This is a genomic window from Nocardia sp. CY15, assembly GCF_009829295.1.
Taxonomy (GTDB): Bacteria; Actinomycetota; Actinomycetes; order Mycobacteriales; family Mycobacteriaceae; genus Nocardia; species Nocardia sputi.
Map to the genome: position 1 here is coordinate 755,311 of NZ_VUOT01000001.1, position 25,665 is coordinate 780,975.

Below are 25,665 nucleotides of genomic sequence, written 5' to 3' on the forward strand. Positions count from 1 at the left end.
CGCGTCATCGTAGGCACGAATCGAGCCGCTACTCAACAGCTTCGGGCGCTGAATGTTCTCGAAAACGTCGGAATAACAATGTAATCCATCCTATTTAATTGGGCAATAACCGTGTAATAACAGCGGAATAATACTGTCATACCTGCTTCTACCTGCATTGATGATGGAGTTCTCTTTACCTGTCAGACAATGCTTTTCGATTACCGACGGCTCGATTCCGTATTGACCTTCGCGAATCGGGCCTCCTACCATGGGTGGACACTGACCTCCTACCGCGGAACCACTTCACCTCCGGGCGACGCTCATGGCCGAACAGGTTTACCGGCGTCGCGAATCCGGTTGTCTCCACGCTGATTCGTCGACGCCGACGCCCGACCGGCGGCGCTTTCGAATGCCTGAGCATCAGGGGATTTTGCATGCCCAATGTAGCAATTGTCGGTATCGGCTGCCGTTTTCCGGGCGGCATCGACGGGCCGGACTCTTTCTGGGATCTCGTCGTGCACAGGGGCGACGGAATCGTGGAAGTACCGACGGACCGCTGGAATCTCGCGAAGTTCTACGACCCCGACCCCGACGCGCCGGGCCGGATGTACACCAGGCACGGAGGCTTCCTGACCCAGTCGCTGTGGGAGTTCGACGCCGAGTTCTTCGGCATCTCCCAGCGCGAGGCGTCGATCATGGATCCCCAGCAGCGGCTGCTGCTCGAGGTCGCCTGGGAGGCGCTGGACGACGCCGGGATGGCGGGGCGGGTCAGCGGTCGTGAGGTCGGCGTGTTCGTCGGCGGCTTCATGAACGACAACGCGCTGGTGCGCAGCGGCTCGATCGCCCGGGCCTCCATCAACAGTCACAGCCCGACCAGCTCCTCGCACACGCTGCTGTCGGCCCGCATCGCGTTCCTGCTGGACCTGCTCGGACCCACGATGACCATCGACACCGCCTGCTCGTCCTCCCTGGTCGCCCTGCACCAAGCGATGCTCGCGCTGGAAGCGGGCGAGTGCGAGACGGCGATCGTCGGGGGCGCCAACGCGATGTTGCGGCCCGAGGCGTTCATCTCCATGTGCAAAGGCCGCTTCCTCGCGGTGGACGGCCGGTGCAAGTCCTTCGACGCGGCCGCCGACGGCTACGGGCGCGGCGAGGGCGCGGGCGCCGTGGTGCTGAAGACGCTCGACGCGGCGATGCGCGACCGCGACCGGATCTACGCGGTGGTGCGCGGCAGCGGGGTCAACCAGGACGGCCGCACGCTGGCCATCCCGGTGCCCAACCCGGTCGCGCAGGAGGCCCTGGCCCGGCGGGTGCACCGGCTGGCGGGCGTCGACGCCCGCGACATCCGCTTCGTGGAGGCGCACGGCACCGGCACGCCGGTCGGCGACCCGCTCGAATTGGCCGCCCTGGGCGCGGTGTACGGCGCGGTCGAGGGCCGCGACGAGCCACTGCCGGTCGGCTCGGTGAAGAACAACATCGGGCACACCGAGGCCGCCGCGGGCGTCGCGGGCGTCATCAAGGCCGCGCTGACCCTGCACCACGGCGTCATCGCCCCGCAACTGCGGCTGGACAACCCGAACCCGGAGATCCGGTTCGACGAACTGCGCGTACGCATTCCGCTGGAGACCGAACCGCTGCCGAACGGCGACGGCCGGGCCGCGGTGGCGGTCAACAGCTTCGGCTACGGCGGCACCAACGCCCATGCGATCCTCACCCGCGCGCCCGAGGTCCCCGCGACGCCCGCGCAGGCCGCGCGCACACCGATCACCGTGCTGCCGCTGTCGGCCCGCAACGAGACCGCGCTGCGCACGATGGCCACACACCTGCACGACCTCACCGAAACCGCCCCCGTGGACGTGGTGACCGAGGCCGCGTGGGTCCAGCGCGCGCATCATCCGATCCGCGCCGCGTTCGCCTACCGGGATACCGGTGACCTGCGTGCGCAGCTGGCCGATTTCGCCGTGGGAGCGGGCAAGACACCCGTCCGCGCGCTCACCGACGGGTCGACCCGGCCGGTATTCGTGTTCAGCGGCATGGGCCCGCAGTGGTGGGGAATGGCCCGCGGCCTGCTCGAGGCCGACGGGCACTTCGCCGCCGCCGCGCGGTCGATCGACGAGATCTTCCGCGAGATCGCGGGATGGTCGGTCGTCGAGGAACTGCTGCGCCCGGAGCAGGAGTCGCGGATCACCAGGACCGAGTACGCGCAGCCGGCGAACTTCCTGGTCCAGGCCGCGCTCCTGGCCGAACTCGCCGAAGCCGGCATCCACCCCGCCGCGGTGGTCGGCCACAGCGTCGGGGAAGTGGCCTCGGCCTACGCCTCCGGCTCGCTGTCACTGCGCGACGCCCTGCTGGTCAGTTGTCACCGCGCCCGGTTGCAGGCCACCACCGCGGGCACCGGCGGCATGCTCGCCGTCGGGCTCTCGGAGGAGCAGCTGAACGAGCGTCTCGCGGGCGTCGAGGGCGTCTGCGTCGCGGCGGTCAACAGCCACTCCGCGGCGACGCTGTCGGGTGATTCGACCGAGTTGGACCGCATCAGGGCCGAACTCACCGACGAAGGCGTCTTCGCCAAGGCGTTGCGTGTCGAGGTGCCCTACCACAGTCACCTGATGGACCCGATCCTCGGCGACCTCACCACGGCGCTGGCCGGCCTCACGCCGCAGCCCGCGCGCGTGCCGATCTGGTCCACCGTCACCGGCGGCGAACTGTCCGGCCCGGACTGGGACGCCGAGTACTGGTGCCGAAACGTGCGCGAGCCGGTGCGCTTCGGCGCGGCCGTTGACAGCCTGCTCGACGCGGGCCACCGGGTGTTCCTGGAGGTGGGACCACACCCGGTGCTCAGCGGCAACATCAAGGAGGCGTTCGTGCGCCGCGGCCTCGACGGCGCGGCGATCAGCACGCTGTCGCGCGACGCCGACGATCGCGACAACCTGCTGCGCGCGGTGGGCGAGCTGTACCAGGTGGGCGGGCTGGACACCACACGCGCGCCCGGCGCCCCCCGAACACCTGTCGCGCACGTGGATCTGCCGCGTTACCCGTGGCAGCGCCGCACGCTGTGGACCGAGGACCCCGCGATCGAGGCGGACCGCGTCGGCGCCGTCGACGGGTACGTCATGCTCGGTCAGCGCACGGCGGCGTCCGCGCCGGAGTGGGAGGTCGAGCTGTCCGTGGCCGCCTTGCCGTGGCTGCCCGATCACGTCGTGGACGGGTCGGTCGTGCTGCCGGGCGCGGCCTACCTGGACGCCGCGCTCAGCGCCGTCGCGGTGCGCACCGGCCGCACCACGTTCGGGCTGGAGTCGGTGCAGTTCGTCGCGCCGCTGGTGATCGGGCAGCACGACGTGCCGGTACTGCGCCTCACCGTCGAGGAGACCACCCACCGGTTCACGCTGCGCTCGCGCGCCGCCACGGCGACCACCTGGACGGTCAACGCGCACGGCAGGCTGATCGAGGCCGACGTCGACGCGCGCACGATCGACCTGACCCCGGCGGCGGACGCGGTGGACGTGGCGGCGGCGACGCTGTACGACGGCCTCGCCGCGCACGGCCTGGCCTACGGCCCGAGCTTCCGGTTGATCACCGCGGCGCAAGTCGGGGCCGACTCCGTCGTGGCCCGGCTCGATCTCACGCCACTGGCCGGTCGCGCGCCGAGCCTGCCGCATCTGGCCCACCCGGCGGCGGTGGACGCCGCGCTGCAATGCTTCGCCGCCCTGTACGCCCAGACCGCGAGCGACGCGAGCGTCGTGGTGCCGTCCTCGGTCGCCGGGGTCCGCTGGACCGGGCCGCTGCCGGAGCGGGCGGTCGTGCTGGTGCGCCGGGTGGACGGCGACCCGCTGTGCGCCGACATCACCGTCGCTTCACCGGAAGGCGTTGTCGCATTGACGCTTTCGGGCGTGCGGTTCGCCGGTCTCGCGGCCGAGCCGGATCTGCACGACCAGCTCGACGGCCTGTTCTACGAGCCGGTGTGGTCCATCGTCGACGACACCACGGCCGTCGACGAACCCGTGGGCGCGGAGGAGTTCCTGCTCGTGATCAGCCTGGGCAGCACCGTCTCCCAGCGCGCGAAGGAAATCGCCAGCGCCCGAGCCGCGTCGGAGATCCTCACCTTGGAACCGGAGGAGGCCGCCGCGCGGCGCGTCCTCGCGACCCTGCGGGCCGCCCACGAGCGGCCCGGCGTGACACGCAGCCGCGTGGTCGTGGTGTCCGGCGCCGAGCTGGACGCGGTGCCCAATGCCTACGGGCTCGCGCTGGTCGCCAAGGCACTCGGCGAGCTGGTGGTCGGCGAAGACGAAGACGACGCCCCGGCGGCCGAGGTACGCGCCGTGGTGGTCACCGAGCAGGCGTTCTGCCTGCCGATCGACGCCTTCGCGCATCCGGCGCAGGCGGCGCTCACCGGCGCCCGGCGCACCTTGCGCAACGAGCAACCCGCGGTGCACTGGCGACTGGTCGACACCGAACCCGCCACACGCGCCGCCGACATCATCGAGCAGGTGCTCGGCGACGGACGCGCCGACGAGGTCGCGTTGCGGGCGGGCGCGTGCTGGGCGCTGCACCTGCGCAAGTCCCTGCGCGACCATCTGGCGGTCTGGGACGAGGCCGCACCGCTGACCGGCCCGGAAACCTCGTTCCGCTTGGAGATCGGGCGCTCACGGCTGTTGTCGGACCTGGCGTGGCGCGCGGTGGATCGGGTCGCGCCCGGCCCCGGTGAGGTCGAGATCCGGATGGACGCGGTGGGCCTCAACTACAAGGACGCGCTCAAGGCGCTCGGCGTGCTCACCGAAAAGGAGTTGGCCGGAACGTATTTCGGCACCGAGCTGGGCATGGACGGATTCGGCGTGATCGAGCGGGTCGGTCCAGGGGTGACCGATGTCGCCGTCGGCGACCAGATGTCGGTGTGCGCCAGGGATCTGTTGCGCCGCCACGTCACACTCCGGCCCGACGAGGGAGCCACGATGCCCCTCAATTACCCCGACTCCGTGCTCGACCCCTGCCATTCCAGCTCGGTGCTGCCCTTCCTCACCGCCGAATTCGCCTTCGGCCAACTGGCGCACCTGCAACCGGGTGAGACGGTGCTGATACACGGCGCGGCGGGCGGCATGGGCATGGCCGCGGTCCAGGTGGCGGTGCGCCTCGGCGCGCGGGTGATCGCGACGGCGGGCTCGGACGAGCGCCGCGCGGTGGCCACGGCGGCGGGCGCGCACGAGGTGGTCAACTCACGCTCGATCAGCTTCGTCGACGACGTGCTCATGCTGACCGGCGGGCGCGGCGTCGACGTGGTCTACAACTCCTCCCCCGGTGAAATCCTCCAGCAGAACCTGCGGGTGGCCGCCGAATTCGGCCGGGTCGTCGAGATCGGCAAAGCCGACATCTACGGCGGCGGGGCGATCGACCTGCGCCCGTTCGACCGGAACCTGTCGTTCTTCGCCGTCGACATGGACCGCGCCCTTGCGGTGCGTCCCGAACTGGTCCGGCGCGCGGCGCGCCGGGCGATGGACGCCTTGAACGAAGGCACCTACGACTACCTGCCCTACACCGCGTTCACGCTGGATTCGACCGCCGAGGCGTTCGAAACGGTGGTGCGGTCCAAGCAGATCGGCCGGGTCGTGCTCGACCTGCGCGAACCGGAACCGACGGTGCTGGCGAAGCGGCCGAGCCTGCCGATCGACCCTGCGGCCAGCTACTTGGTCACCGGCGGCTTCGGCGCGTTCGGGCTGGCGACCGCGCGCTGGCTGGTGCGGATCGGCGCGCGTCGCCTGGTGCTTGCCGGGCGCAGCGGCGCCACGGGGGACGCGGCCCGCGCCGCGGTCGCCGAATTCGCCGCCGCCGGCGTGGAAGTCGTCGAGGAACGCATCGACATGGCCGACTACGACGCCGTCGCCGCGCTCATCGAGCGCATCCAGGCCTGCGGCCGTCCGTTGCGCGGCATCTTCCACGCCGCCGGTGTGGTGAACAACCTCGAGGTCCCGCAGATCACCGTCGAGTCGCTGGCGGAGATCTTCGGGCCCAAGGTCGCGGGCGCGGTCAACCTGGACACCGCGGTGACCGCCGCCGGCATCGATCTGGACATGTTCGTGCTGTTCTCCTCGGCGAGCAGCATCGTCGGCATCTCGCCCCAATTCGGTTACGCGGCGGCCAATTCGGTGCTCGACATGATCGCCGCCGCCCGCCGCGCCCGTGGCGCGGCCGCACTGGCGGTGAACTGGGGCTTCATGAGCGGTGGCGGCGGCATGGCCGACTACGAGGCGGTCAGCCGGTACGCGGAGATGACCGGTTACCGCTCAGTGGACATGGACGTGGCCACCGATCTGCTCGGCGAGTGCCTGCGGCTGGACCTGCCGCAGATCGTGCTGTTCGACGTGGACTGGAGCCAGTGGGCGCTGGCGCACCGCCCGTCCACCCGCACGCCGCGTTTCGCCGAGCAGGTGGCGGCCGCGGGCGGCGGAGCGTCGGGCGCGGGTGCGCTGCGGGCGGAGATCCTGCGATTGGGTGTCGAACAGCGCGGGGAGGTGGTGGCCTACCTGCTCGCCGAACAGCTCGCCGCGGTGCTCGGCGTCGACGCCGAGACGGTGGACCTGAACACCCCGCTGCCCGAACTCGGCATGGACTCGCTGATGGGCATGGAGTTCGGGGCCCGCGTGGTGCAGGTGCTCGGCACCCAGCTATCGGTGCTCGCCGTGATCGGACTGACGTTGCGCGGGCTCGGCGCGCGAATTGCCGAGCAGATTGCCCAGGAAGAAGAGCGCGCGGCGAGGAGCGAGGACGAATGACCGACAACAACCCCCGGGAGCTGGCCCGCGCACTGCTGGCCAGGCACGCGGGCGGTGAGACCAGCGCCGCCCCGGCGACGACCAACGGCGCACGAGCTACGAACGGCTCCGCCACCCCCACCCCGGCCCCCGCCAACGGCGGCACCGCGCCGCGCGGGGCCGCGCACACCTCCTTCCGTGATCACCCCGGCGTGCTCGAGGCCGGGCAGCGGTTCGGGCGATTCGACGCCTGGGTGCGGCAGGTGGGCCTGATCAACCCGTACTACCTGCCGCACGAGGGCATCAGCGGCGCGGTGACGCGGATGGCCGACCGGGACGTGGTCAACTTCAGCAGCTTCGGCTATCTGGACCTGGCTGCCGACCCGCGGGTGCGCCGAGCCGCCAAGGACGCGATCGATCGGTACGGCACCTCCGCCGCCGCCGTCCGCATCGTGGCGGGCGAGCTGCCGATCTATCGCGAGCTGGAAGCCGAGATCGCCCGCGTCTACGACACCGAGGCGGCCCTGGTGACCGCGAGCGGCTACCTCACCAACGCCGCTGCGGTCGGATTCCTGCTCGGCAAACGTGATCTCGCGGTGTGCGACGCGCTGATCCACCACAGCGTGGTCTCGGGCACCGAGTGGTCGCGCTGCAAGCGGGTTTCCTTCCGGCACAACGATCCGGAGTCGCTCGAGACCATCCTCAAGATGTCGCGCCGCAGCTTCGACCGGGCCATGGTGATCATCGAGGGCCTCTACAGCATGGACGGCGACGTGGTGCGGCTGCCCGAGATCATCGAGGTGGCCCGGCGCTACGACTGCTCGATCATGATCGACGAGGCGCATTCGTTCGGCACGCTCGGCGCCACCGGGCACGGCGTGCGTGAGCTGTTCGACCTGCCCGGCGACGCGGTGGACGTCTGGATGGGCACGCTGTCCAAAGCCCTCGGCAGCGTCGGCGGTTATCTCGCGGGCAACCGGGAACTGGTCGACGGATTCAAGTACGTCGCGGGTGGATTGAGCATGTACACCGCCGCCCCCGCCCCGTCGGCCATCGGCGCGGCACTGGCCGGACTCGAGGTGCTGCGCGACGAGCCCGAACGCGTGACCCAGTTGCGGCGCAACAGCGAGTACTTCCACCGCCGCGCCGAGGAATACGGCTTCGACATCGGCATGTCGTCGGATTCGCCGATCATCCCGGTCATGACCGGCGCCGACGAACCCGCCGTGCTCGCGGCGTTGGCCATGCTGCAGCGCGACTTCAGCGTGAACGCCATCACCCACCCGGTCGTCCCGGCCGGGGAGGCCAGGTTGCGGTTCTTCATCAACTGCAGGCACACCGAGCAGCAAATGGACCAAGCGCTGGCCACGCTGCGCGAGGTGCTCGACGGACTCGCGGACACCGCGGGACAGCAATTCACTCTCGCCCATGAGGAGCAGCACTCGTGAAAATTCCCATCAACCGATCCGTCCTCCGAAAAGCGGTGGTCCCCGCGGTATCCCTGCTGCTGATGGGCTCGCTGTTCATTCCCGCGCGTTCGGCGCTGCTGCCGACGCACGACGTGGCGGGCGGGCCGATCGCGAGCAAGTTCGACTTCACCGCGATGCCGATCGCGCTGCCCAAGGGATTGCCGACCGACCGCAAGATCCGTGAGCTGCGCGAACCGTACAAGCACCTGTCGGCCTGGATCTCCTCGGTCGGCGCGGCCATCGCGATGAACGACCTCGACGGCAACCGGCTGGCGGACGACCTGTGCGTAGTCGATCCCCGCTCGGACACGGCCTTCATCACGCCGACCCCGGACAGCAACACCAGCCGGTACGAGCCTTTCGTGCTCGACCCCGAGCCGCTGCCCGCGGATTCGTCCACGGTGCCCTCGGGCTGCGTTCCCGGCGACTTCAACGGTGACGGCCGGATGGACGCGCTGGTGTCGTACTACGGCCGCACGCCGATCCTGTACCTGCAGCGCGCCAACGCCACCCGCCTGGACGCCAAGGCCTTCCGCCCGATCGACATCGTCGCTTCGCCGAACACCCCCGACGGGCACTACGAGGGCGAGCGCTGGATCACCGCGGCGGTCTCGGTCTCCGACTTCGACGGCGACGGCAAGCCGGACATCTACCTGGGCCAGTACTTCAACGACATGGACGTGCTCTCCGAGGAGGGCCAGCTCGCGCTGTGGATGACCGACTCGCTGTCCAACGCCCGCAACGGCGGCAAGGACCGGATCTTCACCCTGGCCTCCGCCAAGGCGGGCGAGGAACCGACCGCCGACTACCGCGAGGTGGCCAACCCCTTCCCGATCGGCATGGACACCGGATGGGCGCTGGCGGCGGCCGCGGCCGACCTCAACGGCGACCAACTGCCCGAGTTGTACGTGGCCAACGACTTCGGACGCGACCGCTTGTTCGTCAACGAGTCCACGCCGGGCCGGATCCGCTTCGGATTCGCCGAGGGCGAGCGCGGGCTCACCGACCCGAAATCGTATGTGCTGGGCCATGATTCGGACAAGGGCATGGCGGCCGACTTCGGCGATATGAACGGCGACGGCATGCCGGACCTGTTCGTCAGCAACATCGCGGTGCGCTTCGCTCTGATGGAAGGGCACTTCGCGTTCTACAACACGGCCGAGGACACCGCCGACGCGGCGCGGCAATTGGCCGAGGGCGTCGCGCCGTTCGAGAATCGCGCGACGGACGTCGGATTGGCTTGGGAGACCTGGGGCTGGGACGCGAAGATCAACGACTTCGACAACGACGGTCGCAACGAGGTGGTCCAGTCCACCGGCATGATCAAAGGCGAGGTCAACCGGTGGCCGCAGATCCAGGAACTCGGCACCATGAACGACGACCTGACCAAGTACCCGTGGTCCTGGCCGATCATCGGCGAGGACGCCGACTTGGCGGGCAGCGATCCGGTCGGCTTCTTCAGCCGCGGTGACGACGGCAAGTTCGCCAACCTCACCCACGCGCTCGGCATGGACACCCCGATCCCCTCGCGCGGCATCGCCGTCGGCGACACCTCCGGCAACGGCGCGCTCAGCTTCGCCGTCGCCCGCCAGTGGGGCGATCCGACCTTCTACCACAACAACAAGGCGGACAACGGCCAGTTCCTCGGCCTGAAACTGTTCAAGCCGGTCTGGGAGGGCACCACGACCACGACGACGGCGGCCGGCCTTCCGGTTCAGGGCGTTCCGGCGGTGGACGCCCAGGTCGAGGTGCGCACGGCGGAAGGCCGCCTGCTCACCAGCCACCTCGACGGCGGTAGCGGGCACACCGGCAAGCGCGCCACCGAGGTGCACATCGGCCTCGGCGAGGTCGATCCGGCCGCTCCGTTGAACGTCGTGCTGCGCTGGCGGGAGACCAATGGCACCCCGCACGAACAAACCCTCCAGCTCGCGCCGGGCTGGCACACCGTGAACCTCGCCTCGAACGCGCAGGAGGTCAAGCAGCGATGAGCGACAACGACAAGAAGGATCCGGGCGACGCGGTAGCCGCGTCGAACGGGCAGCACGAAACCGCGGCGATCGAAGGCAACGGCAGCGCCTCCGCCAACGGCGCGGCAGGCAACGGCGCTGCCCCCGAGAGCAAAACGACGGCCGCCGAACGCATCTCGGCCGTTCAGCGTTCGGGGACCGAATTCGCCAAGGAGTGGGTGGAAACCCCCGCGCCGACCAAGGACACGCGCTACCTGGCGCTGCGCAACTTCGCCATCTCGATCACGATCTTCAATCTGATCGGATTCCCGCTGCTCGGCTTCGAGCAACCGTTCCTGTGGCCGTTCATCGCGCTGGCCACCGCGTACTCCACCGAGATCGGGCTGGAAGTCCTGGCGGCCTGGGCGTACAAGCGGTCGCCCGCCTTCCTGGGCCGGGGGCCGCGCGGACTGTTCGAGTTCCTGCTCCCCGCGCACATCACGGGTCTGGCGTTCAACTTCCTGACCTTCGCCCACGACAAGCTGTGGCCGGTGATCTTCGGCATCGTGGTCGCCGTCGGCACGAAGTGGGTGCTGCGCGCCAAGATCAACGGCAAGGTGCGCCACTTCATGAACCCGTCGAACTTCGGTGTGGTGGTGTGCTTCCTGGTGTTCCCGATGATCTCGGTCGCGCCGCCCTACCACTTCACCGAGTACATCTCCGGCCCGGCGGACGCGCTCATCGTGCTCGGCCTGTTGATGACCGGCACCCTGTTGAACGCCAAGCTGACGCTGAAGATGCCGCTGATCATGGCGTGGGTGGGCGCGTTCGCACTCCAGGCCATCGTGCGCGGGATCATCGAGCCGAACATCTCGATCCTGGCCGGCCTGAGCATGATGACCGGCCTGGCATTCGTGCTGTTCACCAATTACATGGTCACCGATCCGGGCACCACCCCCTCGGGCAAGAAGCAGCAGATCATGTTCGGCGCCTCGGTCGGCATCATGTACGGCGTGGTCACCGCGCTGCACATCTCCTACGGGTTGTTCATCGCGCTGGTCGTCGTCTGCGGCGCTCGCGGCGTCTACTGGTGGGCACGCGGCATCGCCGAGTGGTGGCGGCAACGCGGCGCGGCGCCGAGCGCGCCCGCGCAGTCCGGTCCCGTCGCTCCCGACGAGGACGAGCCCGCCGAGCTGGTGACGGAGGCTGCCCGCTCATGACCGACAGCGCCGAGCTGCGCCGCGTGCTCGGCGCTTTCACCACCGGTGTCACCGTGGTCACCACCGGGTGGCCACGGCCACACGGTATGACCGCCAACGCGTTCACGTCCGTCTCGCTGGATCCCCCGCTGATCCTGGTGTGCGTGGCCCACACGGCACGTCTGCATCGGGCGATCCACGAGGCGGGCGCGTTCGCCGTCTCCGTGCTCTCCGCGCGGCAGGAGGCGGTGGCGCGCTATTTCGCCGACTCCACCCGCCCCGACGGCAGCGCGCAATTCGACCGGGTCGGGTGGTTCCCCGGCCCGCACACCGCGGCGCCGATGCTGGCGGACGCGGCCGCGGGCCTGGAATGCAAGCTCGACACGGTCTTCGACAGCGGCGACCACAGCATCGTGATCGGTGAGGTCGTGCACGCCGAACGCTCCGCCGAACTGGCCGCCACCGGAGCGCTGACGTTCTTCGACGGCGGCTTCCGTCGTTTGCTCCTCTGACGACCCCATACTCCCCCGACGATTGGAGATCCCATGCCCTCGCCGTTGGGTCCGCTGCGCGCGGCCCTGCTCGTCCCCAGTCCGGCCAGTGTCCGCATGGTGCTCAGCGGATTCGAGCAGCCCGACCAGCACACCGCGCTGGAACTCGAGCAGGTGACCTTGCACCTGGTCGGCGGCATCGACTCCGCGGTCCGCAGCTCGGACAACGAGGAGCTGATCGCCGCGCTGTTGCAGGTGCCGCCGAAGTACCGCGGCTTCGCCTACGAGGGCGCCGCGGTCGGGCTCACCGCCATCGACTCGCTCTCGCCCGGCCGTCGCGCCGCCGACTTGATCGACGGGCCGGCCTGCGACTACGCCCTGACCATGTACGTGGGAGTGGGCCTGGCCATGGCGAAGATCCCGAAGTTCCGGTGGAAGAAGCTGTTCCCGCGGCACCCGCTGTTCCGCTGGCTCGCCATCGACGGCTACGGCTTCTACAAAGCGTTCTTCCAGATGCAGCGCTACGTGCGGGACAAGCACGTCGAGACCCGCTACCCCGGCTGGCTCGGCGACCGGGACAACCTGAAGCGCATCGCCGATCAGGGCATGGGCCGCGCGCTGTGGTTCATCGGCGGCGGCAACCCGGCCGGTGTGGTGCGGCTGATCGACGAGTTCGACCCGAAGCGCCACACCGATCTGTGGAGCGGCGTCGGCATCGCGGTCACCTTCGCGGGCGGCGTGGAACCGGCCGCGATGGAAGAGCTCTGGGATAGGGCCGGTGAATTCCGGCCGCAGCTGTCGCTGGGTTCGGCCATGGTCGCGCGCATCCGGCAGCAGACCAACAGCGTCAACGAGCACAGCGAGGCGGCGGCGCAGGTCTTCTGCGGGACCACGGTGGCGAAAACCGATGCGCTGATCGAGAGTTCGCTCGACGGCCTGCCCGACGACGGCACCTCCGGCACCTACCTGCTGTGGCGGGACCGGATCGCCGACATCGTCACCGCCAGTCGAGCCTGAGGACCGCGCGATGGCACGGGTCGAGGACTGGGCAGGCAAGCACGTCATCGTCACCGGCGGATCGGAAGGGATCGGCGCGGCGGTGGCGGAGGCCTTCGCGCGGCGTGGCGCGCGGGTGTCGATCATCGCGCGCCGGAAGCTTCCGCTGCGCGACGCCGCGAAACGATTGGGCGCGGACCGGGCCGCCGCCGACGTGACGCATCCGGATCAACTGGCCTCGGCCATCACGGAATTGGAGCAGCGCAACGGGCCGTGCGAGGTCATCGCCTGCTGCGCCGGTCTCGCGCTGCCCGGCCGCTTCCTCGAAGTGGACGCCGCCGAGTTCGAGGTGCAGATGTCGGCCAACTATCTCGGCGCGGTGCACGCGGTGCGCCGGGTGCTGCCCGGCATGGTGGAGCGGGGCGGCGGAAAGATCCTGCTGGTCAGCTCGACTTCGGCGTTTCTCGGGATCACCGGCTACACCGCCTACGGGCCCACCAAGGCGGCCATCCGGCAGCTGGCGCTGTGCCTGCGCTATGAAGTCGAGCCGAAGGGCGTGGACGTCACGGTGATCTATCCCGCCGACACCGACACGCCAGGGCTGGCCATGGAGAACCAGCGCAAGCCGGTGGAGACCAAGGCGATCACCGGGTCGATCGAACCGATGACGGCCCAGCGGGTCGCCGAGGCCGCCGTGCAGGGCTTGGAACGCGGCCGTCACCACATCGCACTCGACCCGCTGACGCGGTTCTTCCTGGCCTGGGCGAACCTGCCCGAGGATCTGGCACGGCCGTTCATGCGGCGCACCATCGCGAAGGCGCTACGCTCCGGCTGAGCGTCCTCAGCTCGAAGACCCGCTCATCCACCATCTTCTCGGTGGGTGAGCGGGCCTTCAGCCGTACTCGGCCGTACTCAGCCGACCATGACGACCACGCAGGCCCCGATGAAGAGGACCTGAACCAGTGCCCGCAGGGGCAGGGGCATGGTCTTGATGCCCAACCCGGCGCGGGCGGCGCGGACATTCGCCGGGAACAGCGCCACCAGCAGCGCGATCAGGCAGGCCGCGGCCACGTCGGCGGTCGCGGGGATCAGCACGCCGGCCGCACCCGCCAGTTCCAGGACGCCGGTCAGCGTCACCAATGCGGGCGCGTTCGGCAGTCGCGGCGGCACCATGGCGATCAGGGCATCGCGGCGCGGCTGGAGGAAGTGCGCGCTCGAGGTGAGCACGAGCATCGAGGCCAGCCCGAGTGCGGTCGCGTGCGCCCACGAATCGAGCCAGTCGTTGCCGCTCAGCCAGCCGATGAGCCGGGCGATTGCGGTGACGGCGGCGAGGACAACCAGCGGTGCCATCGGGATCTCCTGTGCGTTCGAACAAACTTGACAGTGGAAAGATTAGAACTGCGGTCACCAACTTGTCAATGTCTAGATGATCGGCCACCATCGAGGGATGGCGAAGGACAGCTATCACCACGGCGATCTCCGCGCGACGCTACTGACGGCGGCCGCCGAGCGAATCGCCGCCGAAGGCGTCGACGCTCTCTCCCTGCGCAACCTGGCGCGGCACGCGGGCGTCTCGCACGCCGCACCGGCCCACCACTTCGGTGATCGGGCAGGTCTGCTCACCGCGTTGGCCACCGAGGGTTTCGACCTGCTGGCCACACAGCTCATGCGGGCGGCCGACGATTTCCGCGAGGTCGCGGTGGCGTATATCCGCTTCGCACGCGAGCATCCCGGCCACTTCGACGTGATGTTCCGGCACAACCTGTTGCACGCGCAGGACCCGCAATTGCGCGCGGCGCGCGAGCGTTCCGCGCTGGCGCTGCGCTCCGGCGTCTCCGCGATCCAAGCGGAGCACGACCGTACCCATCAGCAAGCGACGCAACTGGCCGCATGGTCACTGGTGCACGGCTTCGCTTCGCTGTGGCGCGAAGGGGCACTGCATAATTCGTCACTGGCCGACGATCCCGATCCGGAGGCCCTCGCCCGCAGGATGCTGTCCACCATCCGGTTCGACTGACCGGAAACGGCTCGCGGCGAGCCGCCACCGTGTTATCCAGAGACCCGGAAGGAGCGGCGGCCCCTCCCCAGCCGCCATCTACTCATGGACATCCATGCCTACCCGACCGAGGCGACCACACCGGTGGACCTCAGCGAGGCGCACCTGATCGCCGACCGCCATCTCACCAACGGCGACTACACCGATCGCGGAATCACCTATCACCTAACGGAATTCGACGCCTGCTTCGTCGCCGTCGCCACCTTCCCCCGCCCACCGCACGCCGACCCGAGCAGCCCGCCGGTGTTCGTCGGCGGTTCCGTCTGCGTCATCGACAAGCCCACCGGCGCGGTCTCCTACTGGCCGACCTATCCGGCCGACGTGGTCGCCGGCCAGTACACGACCGCGCTGGAAGATGGGCGCCTGATCATCGAGGACAGCTGGCCCGAGGACTTCGACGACACCGAACCGCCTTCCGCGTGAGCCGACAGCCGGACCGGATGCGGCCACCCGACGGCCACCCGCACGCCACCGCTTGTCCAAACCATTTCCGGGTCGGTCGTTCGACGCCTCAGCCACACCCGCCGCATCGCCGCAGACCACACATGGGCGGCCATGTGCGCGTGCGGAGCGGTTCAGTACGCGGGTTGGGCGGGTAGGTCTGGGTCGGGGTCCGGAGTGGGTTCGCCCGCGTCGGGGACCTCGGTGCCGCGCAGCGAGGTTCCGGCGGTTTCGCGCAGGTAGTTCCAAGCCACCAGGCCGACCAGGGACGCGCCGACCGTGTAGACGGCGGGGAACAGCGCCCAGCCGGTGGCATCGATGACGGCCTCGTTGACCAGCGGGGCAGTGCCGCCGAAGGCCGCGGTGGAGACGTTGTAGGCCAGCGCGAAGCCCGCGTAGCGGACATGGGTCGGGAAGATGGCGGGGAAGGTGGAGCTGATGGTGGCCAGCTGCGGCACGTACAGCAGGCCGAGCACGATGAAGCCGAAGATCGCCCACGCGGTTCCCTGGCCCATCAGCCAGTACATCGGCACCGCGAACACGGCCAGACTTAGCAGCGAGAACAACCACAACGGGCGGCGGCCGACGCTGTCGGACAGCCTGCCGAAGAACGGCAGCACCAGCATCATCACCAGCTGCCCGACCAGCATCATCGCGGTGGTGGCCGACTCGCCCATGCCGATGGTGTTCTGCAGGTAGGTGGGCTGGTAGGTCAGCAGCGTGTAGTTGACCACGTTGAGCGCGACCACCAGTCCGGCCAATGTGAGAGTCTCGCGCCGATAGGTGGTCAACACCTCGCGCAGGCCACCGGGCGGACGCTTGTGGTCGGCGACCTCGGTGAACACCGGGCTCTCCTCCAGCTTGGCGCGCAGGTACCAGCCGGTGAGTCCGAGCGGGATGGCGATCAGGAACGGTATGCGCCAGCCCCACTCGTGCATGGCGTCCGAACCGAGGGCGAGCTGGCAGGCCAGTACGGTGGCCGAGCCGCCCACGAAACCGGCGAGCGTGCCGAATTCCAGGAAACTGCCGAGGAAACCGCGTTTGCGGTCCGTCGCGCACTCGGCCAGATACGTGGCCGCGCCGCCGTATTCACCACCGGTCGAGAAGCCCTGCACCACGCGCAGCGTGATGAGCAGAACCGGGGCAAGCACCCCGACGGACGCGTGGGTGGGCAGCAGGCCGATGGCGCCGGTGGCGGCGGCCATCAGCAGAATCGTGGTGGCCAGCACGGCTTTGCGACCGATCCGATCACCGAGGGGCCCCCACACCATGCCGCCGAGCGGCCGGAGCACGAACGAGATGGCGAAGCCGAGCATGGTGCCGAGCGTGCCCAGTTCCCCGGGGAAGAAGGCGTGGGTGAGATACGTCGCGGTCGCGGCGTAGACACCGTAGTCGAACCATTCGGTGGCGTTGCCCATGGCGGAGGCCGCCACGGAACGCCGCAGCGGGAAACTCTCCGATGTCCGGTCGGTCACGTGCACGTCCTCTCCAGCCCGTCCACGGACCTCGGTTCGTTTCACCTCGGTCCGACAGACCGTAGGCGTGGCACGAAACAGACCGATACCCAGGATTAGCGGGCGGTAAACCAGCACGAGCCGCGAAACACCCGGACATCGAGACTCCGACCAGCGCATTCGAGATGTTATGTGACTCCGGTCACATGAAGTCGGATGTGGTGCGTGTCGCGCTGTGGCTCACGCGCGGCAGCGCCGAAAAGGAAAGCCCCGGTCCTACAGCGGCGTCACGTACGCGCCCGCGATGCCACCGTCCACGAGGAACTGGGAGGCGGTGATGAACGAGGAATCGTCGCTGGCGAGGAAGGCGACGGCGGCGGCGATCTCCTCCGGCTCGGCGAACCGGCCGAGCGGAACGTGCACCAGTCGCCGCGCGGCGCGCTCCGGGTCCTTGGCGAACAGTTCCCGCAGCAGCGGCGTGTTCACCGGCCCGGGGCACAAGGCGTTGACCCGGATGCCGTTGCGGGCGAACTGCACTCCCAGTTCGCGGCTCATCGCCAGCACGCCGCCCTTGGAAGCGGTATAGGAGATCTGCGAGGTCGCCGCGCCCATCACCGCGACGAACGAGGCGGTGTTGATCACCGAGCCCTTGCCGCGCTCGAGCATGTGCCCGATGGCGTATTTGCTGCACAGGTACACGGAGGTCAGATTGACCTCCTGCACCCGCCGCCAGGCCTCCAGGCCGGTGGTCAGGATCGAATCATCGTCCGGCGGGGAGATGCCCGCGTTGTTGAACGCGACATCCAGCCCGCCGTAGGTGTCGACGGCCGATTGGAACAGGGCTTGCACCTGGGCCTCGTCGGTGACGTCCACCTGCACGTACCGCCCGCCGACCTCCTCGGCGGCCGCCTTGCCGGTCTGCGCGTCGATGTCGGCGACCACCACCTTCGCCCCTTCCGCCGCGAAACGACGGACCGTGGCCAGACCGATACCGCTCCCGCCGCCGGTGACGACGGCGACTCGATCCTGTAAGCGCTGCAACGTATCTCCTGTCGGATGTGTCACTGAGTGGCGAGGAAGACGTTCTTGGTCTCGGTGAACGCCAACGCGGCGTCCGGCCCGAGTTCCCGTCCCAGCCCGGACTGCTTGAAACCGCCGAACGGGGTCCAATACCGGACCGAAGAATGCGAATTCACCGACAGATTGCCCGCCTCCACACCGCGGGCCACGCGCAGCGCACGGCCGACATCCCGGGTCCAGATCGAGCCGGACAGACCGTAATTCGTGTCGTTGGCGATCCGCAGCGCGTCGGCTTCGTCCTCGAACGGAAGCACCGCCACCACCGGGCCGAACACTTCCTCGGTGAGCACCCGGTCGGTGGGTGCGCCGGGCAGCACAACCGTCGGCGGATACCAGAACCCAGGACCATCGGGCATGCTTCCGGTGAACGCGACCTTCGTCGAGGGCTGCACGAATTCCGCGACGCGCTCCCGGTGCGCGGCCGAGATGAGCGGGCCCATCTCGGTGGATTCATCGGACGGGTCACCGACCCGAACCCCCCGCACCGCGGGTTCCAGCAGTTCCAGGAATCGATCGAACACGCTGCGCTGCACCAGGATCCGCGAACGGGCGCAGCAGTCCTGCCCGGCGTTGTCGAAGACGCCGTAGGGCGCGGTCGCCGCCGCCTGTTCCAGGTCCGCGTCGGCGAACACGATGTTCGCGCTCTTGCCGCCCAATTCCAGCGTCACCCGCTTCACCTGCCGCGCGCAGCCCGCCATGATCTGCGTGCCGACCTCGGTGGAACCGGTGAACACCACCTTGCGGACGGCGGGATGGGTGACGAAGCGCTGCCCCACCACCGAGCCCTTGCCGGGCAGCACCTGGAATACGCCCCCGGGCAGACCCGCCTCGAGCGCGAGTTCACCCAACCGCAAGGCGGTCAGCGGCGTGATCTCGGCGGGCTTGAGCACCACTGTGTTGCCCGCGGCGAGCGCGGGCGCGAAGCCCCAGGCCGCGATCGGCATCGGGAAATTCCACGGCACGATGACTCCGACCACGCCGAGCGGTTCGTGGAAGGTGATGTCGACCCCGCCCGCGACCGGAATCTGGCTGCCCAGCAGCCGTTCCGGCATCCCGGCGGCGTAGTGCAGGACGTCGCGGACGTTGCCCGCCTCCCACCGCGCGTTGCCGATGGTGTGCCCGGCGTTGACCACCTCGAGCCGCGCTAGGTGCTCCAGATCCGACTCGACCGCCTCGGCGAACCGGCGCAGCAACCTCGCCCGATCACCCGGCGCCACCTCCCGCCACGCGCCCGAGGCAAGCTGGGCTCGAGCGATGGCCGCGTCGGTCTCGGCTTCCCCGACGAGTTCGACGGTGGTGACCACCTGTTCGGTCGCGGGATTGATCACCTGCGCTGTCGTCACGACTGCCGCTCCCTTCCATAGGTGTCCGCCGCCTCGACCAGTGCCCGGGTCAGCCTGCGGTCGGTGGCGTCGGCCTCCGGATGCCACTGCACACCGACCAGGAACGAACCGTCGGTGGCCTCCGCGGCCTCTATCGTGCCGTCGGCGGCGTACGCGGTCGCGGCCAGGCCTTCGCCGAGCCGATCGATGGCCTGATGATGGTGGCAGTGGACCTTCACTTCCGGACCAGCCGACCGCGCGACCCGGCTACCCGCGATCGTCAGCACCCGCGTGGCGGTGAATCCGCCCTCGACACCGGAGTGCTCCTCGTGTCCGACGACGTCGGGCAGATGCGGAATCAACGTGCCGCCGAGCGCCACGTTCGCCAGCTGCAGACCGCGGCAGACCGCGAGGATGGGCATGCCCGCGGCCCTGGCCAGCTCGAACAGGCCGAATTCGGATTCGTCCCGGTCCGGTCTGGTGTAGCCGGGTATCCCGGTCGAAGGACCGCCGTAACGCGCGGGATCGACGTCCGCGCCGCCGGTCAGCACCAACCCGTCGAGCCTGCGCACCAGCTCGGGGCGCGGGACGCCCGCGGGCGGCAGCAACACCGGGATGCCACCCGCGGCCACCACCATGTCGACATAGGCGTGCGGCAGGACAGCGCTCGGCAGATCCCACGCGTTGAAGCGGGTCCGCTCCACATAGGTGGGCAGGCCGATCACGGGACGGGCTCCCGCGACCTCAGAGTCGTTCGAAACCACGGATACGCTCCCAGTCGGTGACCGCGGCGTCGTAGGCGTCCAGCTCGACGCGCGCGGCGTTGCGGTAGTGCTCCACTACATCATCACCGAAGGCCGTACGGGCCACCGTGCTGCCCGCGAACAGCTCGGCCGCTTCGCGCAGCGTACGCGGCACTCGGGGCCGCTTCGAGTGGTAGGCGTTGCCGTGGAACTCCGGCTCCAGCGGCAGCCTCCGCTCGACGCCGTGCAGTCCCGCCGCGATCAGGGCGGCCACGGCCAGATACGGGTTCACGTCGCCGCCGGGCACCCGGTTCTCGAAGCGCAGCGAATGGTCCTCGCCGACGACGCGAATGGCGCAGGTCCGGTTGTCCCGGCCCCACGCGATCGCGGTGGGCGCGAAGCTGCCCGCGACGAATCGCTTGTAGGAGTTGATGTTCGGCGCCAGCAGGTAGGTGAACTCGCGCAGGCAGTCCAGCTGGCCCGCAATGAAGTGGCGCATGAGCGGCGACATGCCGTCCGGCCCGTCACCCGCGAAGACGGGCTCGCCCGAGTCACTGCGCAGACTCAGGTGGATATGGCATGAGTTACCCTCACGCTCATTGTATTTCGCCATGAAGGTGAGACTGCGCCCCGCTTGCGCCGCGATCTCCTTCGCGCCGGTCTTGTAGATGCTGTGGTTGTCGCAGGTGACCAGCGCTTCGTCGTAGCGGAACGCGATCTCGTGCTGGCCGGGGTTGCACTCGCCTTTGGCCGACTCGACATACATTCCGGCGCCGTCCATCTCCTTGCGGATGCGGCGCAACAACGGTTCGACCCGGCCGGTGCCGAGCATCGAGTAGTCGACGTTGTATTGGTTGGCCGGCGTCAGGCCGCGATACCCGGCGTTCCACGCCGCTTCGTAGCTGTCGTCGAACACCAGGAACTCGAGTTCGGTCCCGACGAAAGCCCGCAGACCACGCTCGCTCAGCCGGTCAAGCTGCTTGCGCAGCACCTGGCGCGGCGAAGCCGCTACGGCTCGCCCCTGCGGCACCACCTGCTCGACGTCGCACAGCACGAGCGCCGTGCCCGGCCACCACGGCGCCGTCCGCAGCGTGTGCAGATCCGGCCGCAGTACGACGTCCCCGTATCCGGTCTCCCAGGACGACAAGGCGTATCCGTCGACGGTGGCCATGTCCACGTCCACCGCGAGCAGGTAGCCACATGCTTCGGTGGCGTGCTCGACCACTTCGTCCAGGAAATATCGCGCCGCGCAACGCTTCCCCTGCAACCGCCCTTGCATGTCGGTCATGGCGACCAGCACCGTGTCGATCTCACCCGTGTCGACCCGGTCCCGCAACTGCGCCACACTCAGCATCCCGCTACGCATCCACGACCCCTCTCGGCACCAACCGTGCTCACGCTAGAGCAAAACCGGCACGTTTGTGAGGCGACGCGTGAATCTCGGCCTCGCCGCACGGTGGGGTGCAATCAGCCCAGCTCAGCGACGCCTTCGTGGTGCGCGCCGGGTCAGGCCGAGGGATTGCGCACGGCGGCGGAACGGACGGACGGACGGCGTGGGCGCGGACGGGACATCACCGGCCGGCGCGGTGCGCGGATCGGTCGTCCCAGCCACATACGGACGAGCAGGGCCGCGAAACGCAGGTGGCCGCTCAGCGCCGGACCGGCGAAAGCGAGCGACCAGTGCGTCCGCGTACCGGCCGCGGGCAGCTCGCGGTCGGTGAATCGACCGGCGAGCCAGTCGACCATGACCGGCAGCGCCAGGAATTGCAGCAGCAGATGGGTGCTGAGCCGATCGCGCAGGTAGCGCACGTGGGCGCCCGCGGCGACGTAGCGCGCGACGTGGCCGTCCACGTCCGCGACCGCGATCACCTCGTCGTGCACGCCTTGGAGCACGAGCACGGGCATGGCGGGCGCCGCGCGGCCGGGATGGATGTCGTCGAGAATCCGCCGCAATCCGTCCTGCGCGATCATGGCGGCGAGTCCCGCTCTGCTGTGCTTGTCGATGTCGCGCCGGGCGAAGCGGTACAGCAGCGGGAACGTCGCGGTGGTCTCGGTCTCGGCCAGCCACCCCAGATACCGCGCGTCCAAGTGAGCGCGCAGCATGCGGTCCAGTTCCGGGTACCCGCGACGCAGTCCGGCGGTGAAGACGGCCGCGAATCCGGCGAACAGTGTGCCGTTGAGCCGGACGAAAGCTGCGGCCGGATCGCCCACCGGCGACCCGGCGACCGCGCCGACGACGTTCAGTTCCGGGGCGTACTCGGCGGCCACCTCCGCGGCCCACGCGGTGGCCAGTCCCCCGCCCGAATATCCCCACAACGCGACGGGTGTGCTGGAATCCAGCCCCAGCGGGCCGAAGGCGAGGCCGGCGCGGACCGCGTCCAGCGCGCGGTATCCCGGCTCCCTTGCCACACCGAACCGGCCCGCGGTTCCACCGTGATCCGGCACCGACACCGCCCAGCCCCGCGCCAGGGCACTGGTGATCAGCGGTAGCTCGAGTTGCGGGATCGCCCCCGCCGCCCGCGCACCACGCCGCAGCGAGTAGGAGGGAAGGCATTTCGAGGCCACCGCGTCGATCGCGCACTGGAACGAGACCAGCGGACGCGGCTGGGCCGGATCCGCTCCCCATGGCAGCAGCACGGTGGTCACCGCCACCTCCGGCTCACCGTGCAGATCACCGGTGCGATAGAGCAATTGCCAGGCCGAAATGCGCTGGGGCACAAGCCCGAAGAAACCTATCTCCACCCGGCGCGAGCGGACGATCGCGCCGGGACGCAGACGCCCGAGCGCGGGCGGAGGGACGTAGAACGGATCCTCTTCGGGCAGCATCGGCCGCCGCGAGAACGCCGCCGGATCGTGCGGCGCCGGGCCGCCGTCCCACTCGGGCGCCACACTCATCCCGTTGTTCCTTTCCGACGGCACGGCCGTGAGCACGGGCACCCCCGCGCCGGTGACGCGGCCGGATGCCCGTGTTCCAGCCAACCAAGGTCGCGACCGGAAAAGAATTGTCCCCGGAGCCAATCAGCCGGTCGTGATTTCTCGTGACGATGCAGTGACAGCGTCGCTCAAAGGCTGCCGTTACCGCCGATCAACCACGGATTGAAGGTGCATTCCAGCGCCGGATGCGCGACCGGATCGAGCGCGCGCAACACGATCGATGCCGTCCGCGGGGAATACATCATCGTCAGGTGGTCCGACAGATCCTGGTCGCACCCTTCTTGCAGCGTGATGTTGTCCACCGTCGCGTCGGGACCCGCTTGCAGGAATGTCCAGTGGTAGGGGTTGGTGACCTCGTCGTGCCGGGAACCGACCGCCGTGTAGGCGACGCCGGGAACCGTGTCGCCCTGTGCGTTCAACCTGGCGTAGAACGGCGAGCCCACCGCCTGCTGGATATTGGCGAATCCCACCAGCGGCTCGTAGAACCCGAGAATGTCGACGCCCAAGTTGTTGATGATCCGGCCCAGTGTCGCGATGCCCATCAGCGAGGTGCCGTGATGGGTGGCGCCCAGGCTCACCAGCTTGCCCACTTTGCCCTGGCCGCCTTCGAATTTCAGGTAGTGGTTGGCGATCGTGCCGCCTTGGGAATGCCCGACGATGTCGACGGCCTGCGCACCGGTCGCGGCCAGCACCCGATCGATGAAGTCGCGCAACTGCGACGCCGAGTCCTCCATCCGGCCGACACCGTAGCGCCCGGGCAGGACCGGTCCGAGCCCGCCGCCTTGCAGCAGGCCGGAGCGTCCGTAGTTGAAGGCGAACACGCAGTGCCCGGCGCGCGCCAGGCGCGGCGACAGGTAGGAGAAGGTGTCGTAGGCGTTCAACCAGGTGCCGTGCAACAGCACCACCGGCCGCGGGTGTTCGGCGGTCGGCGCGCAGTTCCAGCGGTTGGCGCCTGCGGGAGCCGAGTCGGGATGGGTCAGTCCGTAGGCGAACGCGGCCAGGTACGCCGACATCTCCGGGCCTTCGCCGGAGGCGTCGGAAGCGACGCTGGTGGCCCAGCCCGAGCTGCCGGTGTCCACGATCGCGCGGGGCAGGCTGCCGTCCGGGGCGGGTGTCAGTCCCGCGCTGATGTAGTCCGCGAGCGCCTGCTGTATCGGTTCGATCTCCTCCTGCGCGTGCGCCGCCCCGCCGCCCAGTGCGGCGGCCATTGTCACGCCGGCGATCACCGCGGCACCGAGAATCGCCCGCCGAGCGTTGTGCATCATTGCCAACATCCAGTTCACTTCCATTCGCGCCGAAATAGCGCGGCCCGGCGGGTAATCGAGCACCGCCACAGAATGTCTCCCACGCCACTTTCGGATGTCGATGTGACCGAGACCATAGTTGCGAGCCGCCTCCCGAATGTATGGCGCGACCCGCAGGGATGTCACTGCACGCCGAAGAGAACATTTCATCCGGAAATTGGTGTGCGAACCAAAATTCGCGCGACAGCGCGCACGACCTTGCCGCGCGTTCGGTGGTCGGAAACAATCGGCCCATGCCCGTCGCGTTGTCCCCGGTGGCCGGGGACGCCCCGCTCGTCAGCCGGTTGCTCACTCGCTGGCCGCAGATCGCCGAGCGCATGCTCGCCGCGGGCCTCGGCACCACCCCGCCGGCCGCCGACCTGCCGGAGGGGCATTTCACGGCCGAGGTGCTTCCGGCGATCTACGCCTGCGGCCGGGCGGCGCTCCAAGCGATCGGCGAACAGCGCAGCTTCACTCGGGCCGAGGTCGCGACCTTCGTCGCCCCGGTGGCCGAGCGGCACGCCGAGGACCGGTTTCCGCTCCCCGTGCTGATCGAGGCCATGCACGGTTCCGCGCAGTCGGTGCTCCAGGAGGCGGCCGCGCTGGCCTCCCCCGAGGAGCTCGACGATCTCGTCCTGGTCGGCAGCCGCCTGCTCGATCTGCTCATGCGGATCAACATCACGGTCGTGGAGACCTACGCCGAGGTCGAGCAGTCCATCTACAACGCGGAACGGGAGGCGCGCCGCGCGCTGTGCTCGGCGCTGCTGCACGGATTGCCCGCCGCGGAGCTGGCGGCGCGGGCCGACACCGCCTTGGCCGAGCACTACACGGTGCTGGCGATCCACATCCGGCACGACGACCAGCCGAGTCCCGTCGCGACGCTGGTCGGGCGGCGCCGCATCCGCATCCTGCACCGCACGTTGGACGCCCTGGCGGGCACCACGACGCTGGCCACCTTCGACGGCTGGACCGGAATCGCGTTGTTGCCCAGCGCTTCCGAAGCCGAGCTGGACGAGACCCGCCATACCCGGCTGGCCGCGGAACTGACCGAGCGCTTCGGCGTCGCGGTATTCCTCGCCGAATATCCGTCCGCGCCCAGGGACGCCATCCCGCAGACCGCGAAAGAAGCGACCGACCTCGCCGAACTCGCGCGCCTGCTCGGCAGGCCCCCGGGCGTCTACCAGCTCGACGACCTGTTGCTGGAGTACCAGCTCACCAGACCGGGTACCGCGCGCACGCGGCTGGCCGAGCGCATCGCCCCGATCCTGGACAGCCCGCACCTGCTCGACGCGCTCGACGCCCACCTGCGGCACGGTTCCGACCGCAAGGCCGCGGCCGCCGAAATCCACGTGCATCCCAACACCTTCAGCTACCGCCTGCGCCGCATCGCCGAACTCACCGGCGTCGATCCCACCGATCCGCACGACTCGCGGCTGCTCGCGGCCGCGCTGACGATCCAGCGCCTCTACCCGAGCCGGCCAACCGGCCCCGACCAGACCTAGGGCGAAATTCCCTCGCACCGTCCCCGG

At 69.3% G+C, this 25,665-nt stretch carries 18 protein-coding genes; 10 read left to right on the plus strand and 8 right to left on the minus strand.

Features of this window, described 5'->3' with window-relative positions; all coding sequences use genetic code 11:
* The first annotated feature begins 416 nt into the window (after positions 1-416).
* Genes GVY39_RS03625 through GVY39_RS03655 form a run of 7 tightly spaced genes read left to right on the plus strand, consistent with a single transcriptional unit; the run spans position 417 to position 13,658 of the window.
* Positions 417-6,743: a type I polyketide synthase gene (locus GVY39_RS03625; protein WP_159921165.1), complete on the plus strand. Its 6,327-nt coding sequence runs from the start codon at positions 417-419 to the stop codon at positions 6,741-6,743.
* On the plus strand, positions 6,740-8,170 hold the full coding sequence (locus GVY39_RS03630; RefSeq protein ID WP_159921163.1) for an aminotransferase class I/II-fold pyridoxal phosphate-dependent enzyme: 1,431 nt from the start codon (positions 6,740-6,742) through the stop codon (positions 8,168-8,170). The genes GVY39_RS03625 and GVY39_RS03630 overlap by 4 nt, the downstream gene beginning before the upstream one ends.
* Positions 8,167-10,179, plus strand: coding sequence for a CRTAC1 family protein (locus GVY39_RS03635; RefSeq protein ID WP_201295160.1), 2,013 nt, complete (start codon positions 8,167-8,169; stop codon positions 10,177-10,179). Before GVY39_RS03630 ends, GVY39_RS03635 begins: the two co-directional genes overlap by 4 nt.
* On the plus strand, positions 10,176-11,357 hold the full coding sequence (locus GVY39_RS03640; RefSeq protein ID WP_159921161.1) for an enediyne biosynthesis protein: 1,182 nt from the start codon (positions 10,176-10,178) through the stop codon (positions 11,355-11,357). Before GVY39_RS03635 ends, GVY39_RS03640 begins: the two co-directional genes overlap by 4 nt.
* Positions 11,354-11,848, plus strand: coding sequence for a flavin reductase family protein (locus tag GVY39_RS03645; RefSeq protein ID WP_159921159.1), 495 nt, complete (start codon positions 11,354-11,356; stop codon positions 11,846-11,848). The genes GVY39_RS03640 and GVY39_RS03645 overlap by 4 nt, the downstream gene beginning before the upstream one ends.
* A 33-nt stretch (positions 11,849-11,881) precedes the next feature.
* Positions 11,882-12,844: a DUF1702 family protein gene (locus GVY39_RS03650; protein ID WP_159921157.1), complete on the plus strand. Its 963-nt coding sequence runs from the start codon at positions 11,882-11,884 to the stop codon at positions 12,842-12,844.
* Between the two features lie 10 nt (positions 12,845-12,854).
* Positions 12,855-13,658 (plus strand): SDR family oxidoreductase, encoded by an 804-nt coding sequence (locus GVY39_RS03655; protein WP_159921155.1) that lies wholly within the window; start codon positions 12,855-12,857, stop codon positions 13,656-13,658.
* A gap of 77 nt (positions 13,659-13,735) precedes the next feature.
* Here GVY39_RS03655 and GVY39_RS03660 read toward each other — a convergent pair whose 3' ends face one another.
* Entirely contained in the window at positions 13,736-14,173 is a 438-nt protein-coding gene (locus GVY39_RS03660; RefSeq protein ID WP_159921153.1) for a hypothetical protein, read from the minus strand.
* 97 nt (positions 14,174-14,270) lie between these two features.
* On the opposite strand from GVY39_RS03660, the gene GVY39_RS03665 reads away from it, so the two are divergent.
* On the plus strand, positions 14,271-14,840 hold the full coding sequence (locus tag GVY39_RS03665) for a TetR/AcrR family transcriptional regulator (RefSeq protein ID WP_159921151.1): 570 nt from the start codon (positions 14,271-14,273) through the stop codon (positions 14,838-14,840).
* An 84-nt stretch (positions 14,841-14,924) separates the two neighbouring features.
* Complete coding sequence (locus GVY39_RS03670; RefSeq protein ID WP_159921149.1) at positions 14,925-15,302, plus strand: hypothetical protein; 378 nt, start codon at positions 14,925-14,927, stop codon at positions 15,300-15,302.
* Between the two features lie 152 nt (positions 15,303-15,454).
* Here the strand turns inward: GVY39_RS03670 and GVY39_RS03675 are convergent, their stop codons facing one another.
* The 7 genes from GVY39_RS03675 to GVY39_RS03705 form a co-directional block, all read right to left on the minus strand.
* Entirely contained in the window at positions 15,455-16,738 is a 1,284-nt protein-coding gene (locus tag GVY39_RS03675) for an MFS transporter (RefSeq protein WP_159921336.1), read from the minus strand.
* A gap of 312 nt (positions 16,739-17,050) precedes the next feature.
* Entirely contained in the window at positions 17,051-17,839 is a 789-nt protein-coding gene (locus GVY39_RS03680) for a 3-oxoacyl-ACP reductase (protein ID WP_370523763.1), read from the minus strand.
* On the minus strand, positions 17,836-19,197 hold the full coding sequence (locus GVY39_RS03685) for an aldehyde dehydrogenase (RefSeq protein WP_159921145.1): 1,362 nt from the start codon (positions 19,195-19,197) through the stop codon (positions 17,836-17,838). Before GVY39_RS03685 ends, GVY39_RS03680 begins: the two co-directional genes overlap by 4 nt.
* The gene (locus tag GVY39_RS03690) at positions 19,194-19,940 is read right to left on the minus strand and encodes a gamma-glutamyl-gamma-aminobutyrate hydrolase family protein (RefSeq protein ID WP_159921143.1); all 747 of its coding nucleotides are present in this window, start codon (positions 19,938-19,940) and stop codon (positions 19,194-19,196) included. The genes GVY39_RS03685 and GVY39_RS03690 overlap by 4 nt, the downstream gene beginning before the upstream one ends.
* Positions 19,921-21,285 (minus strand): glutamine synthetase family protein, encoded by a 1,365-nt coding sequence (locus tag GVY39_RS03695; RefSeq protein WP_201295159.1) that lies wholly within the window; start codon positions 21,283-21,285, stop codon positions 19,921-19,923. Before GVY39_RS03695 ends, GVY39_RS03690 begins: the two co-directional genes overlap by 20 nt.
* Before the next feature lie 140 nt (positions 21,286-21,425).
* On the minus strand, positions 21,426-22,814 hold the full coding sequence (locus GVY39_RS03700; RefSeq protein ID WP_159921141.1) for a lipase family protein: 1,389 nt from the start codon (positions 22,812-22,814) through the stop codon (positions 21,426-21,428).
* Between the two features lie 167 nt (positions 22,815-22,981).
* Positions 22,982-24,118 (minus strand): triacylglycerol lipase, encoded by a 1,137-nt coding sequence (locus GVY39_RS03705; protein WP_159921139.1) that lies wholly within the window; start codon positions 24,116-24,118, stop codon positions 22,982-22,984.
* A 272-nt stretch (positions 24,119-24,390) separates the two neighbouring features.
* On the opposite strand from GVY39_RS03705, the gene GVY39_RS03710 reads away from it, so the two are divergent.
* Entirely contained in the window at positions 24,391-25,638 is a 1,248-nt protein-coding gene (locus tag GVY39_RS03710; protein ID WP_159921137.1) for a CdaR family transcriptional regulator, read from the plus strand.
* Positions 25,639-25,665 lie beyond the last annotated feature (27 nt).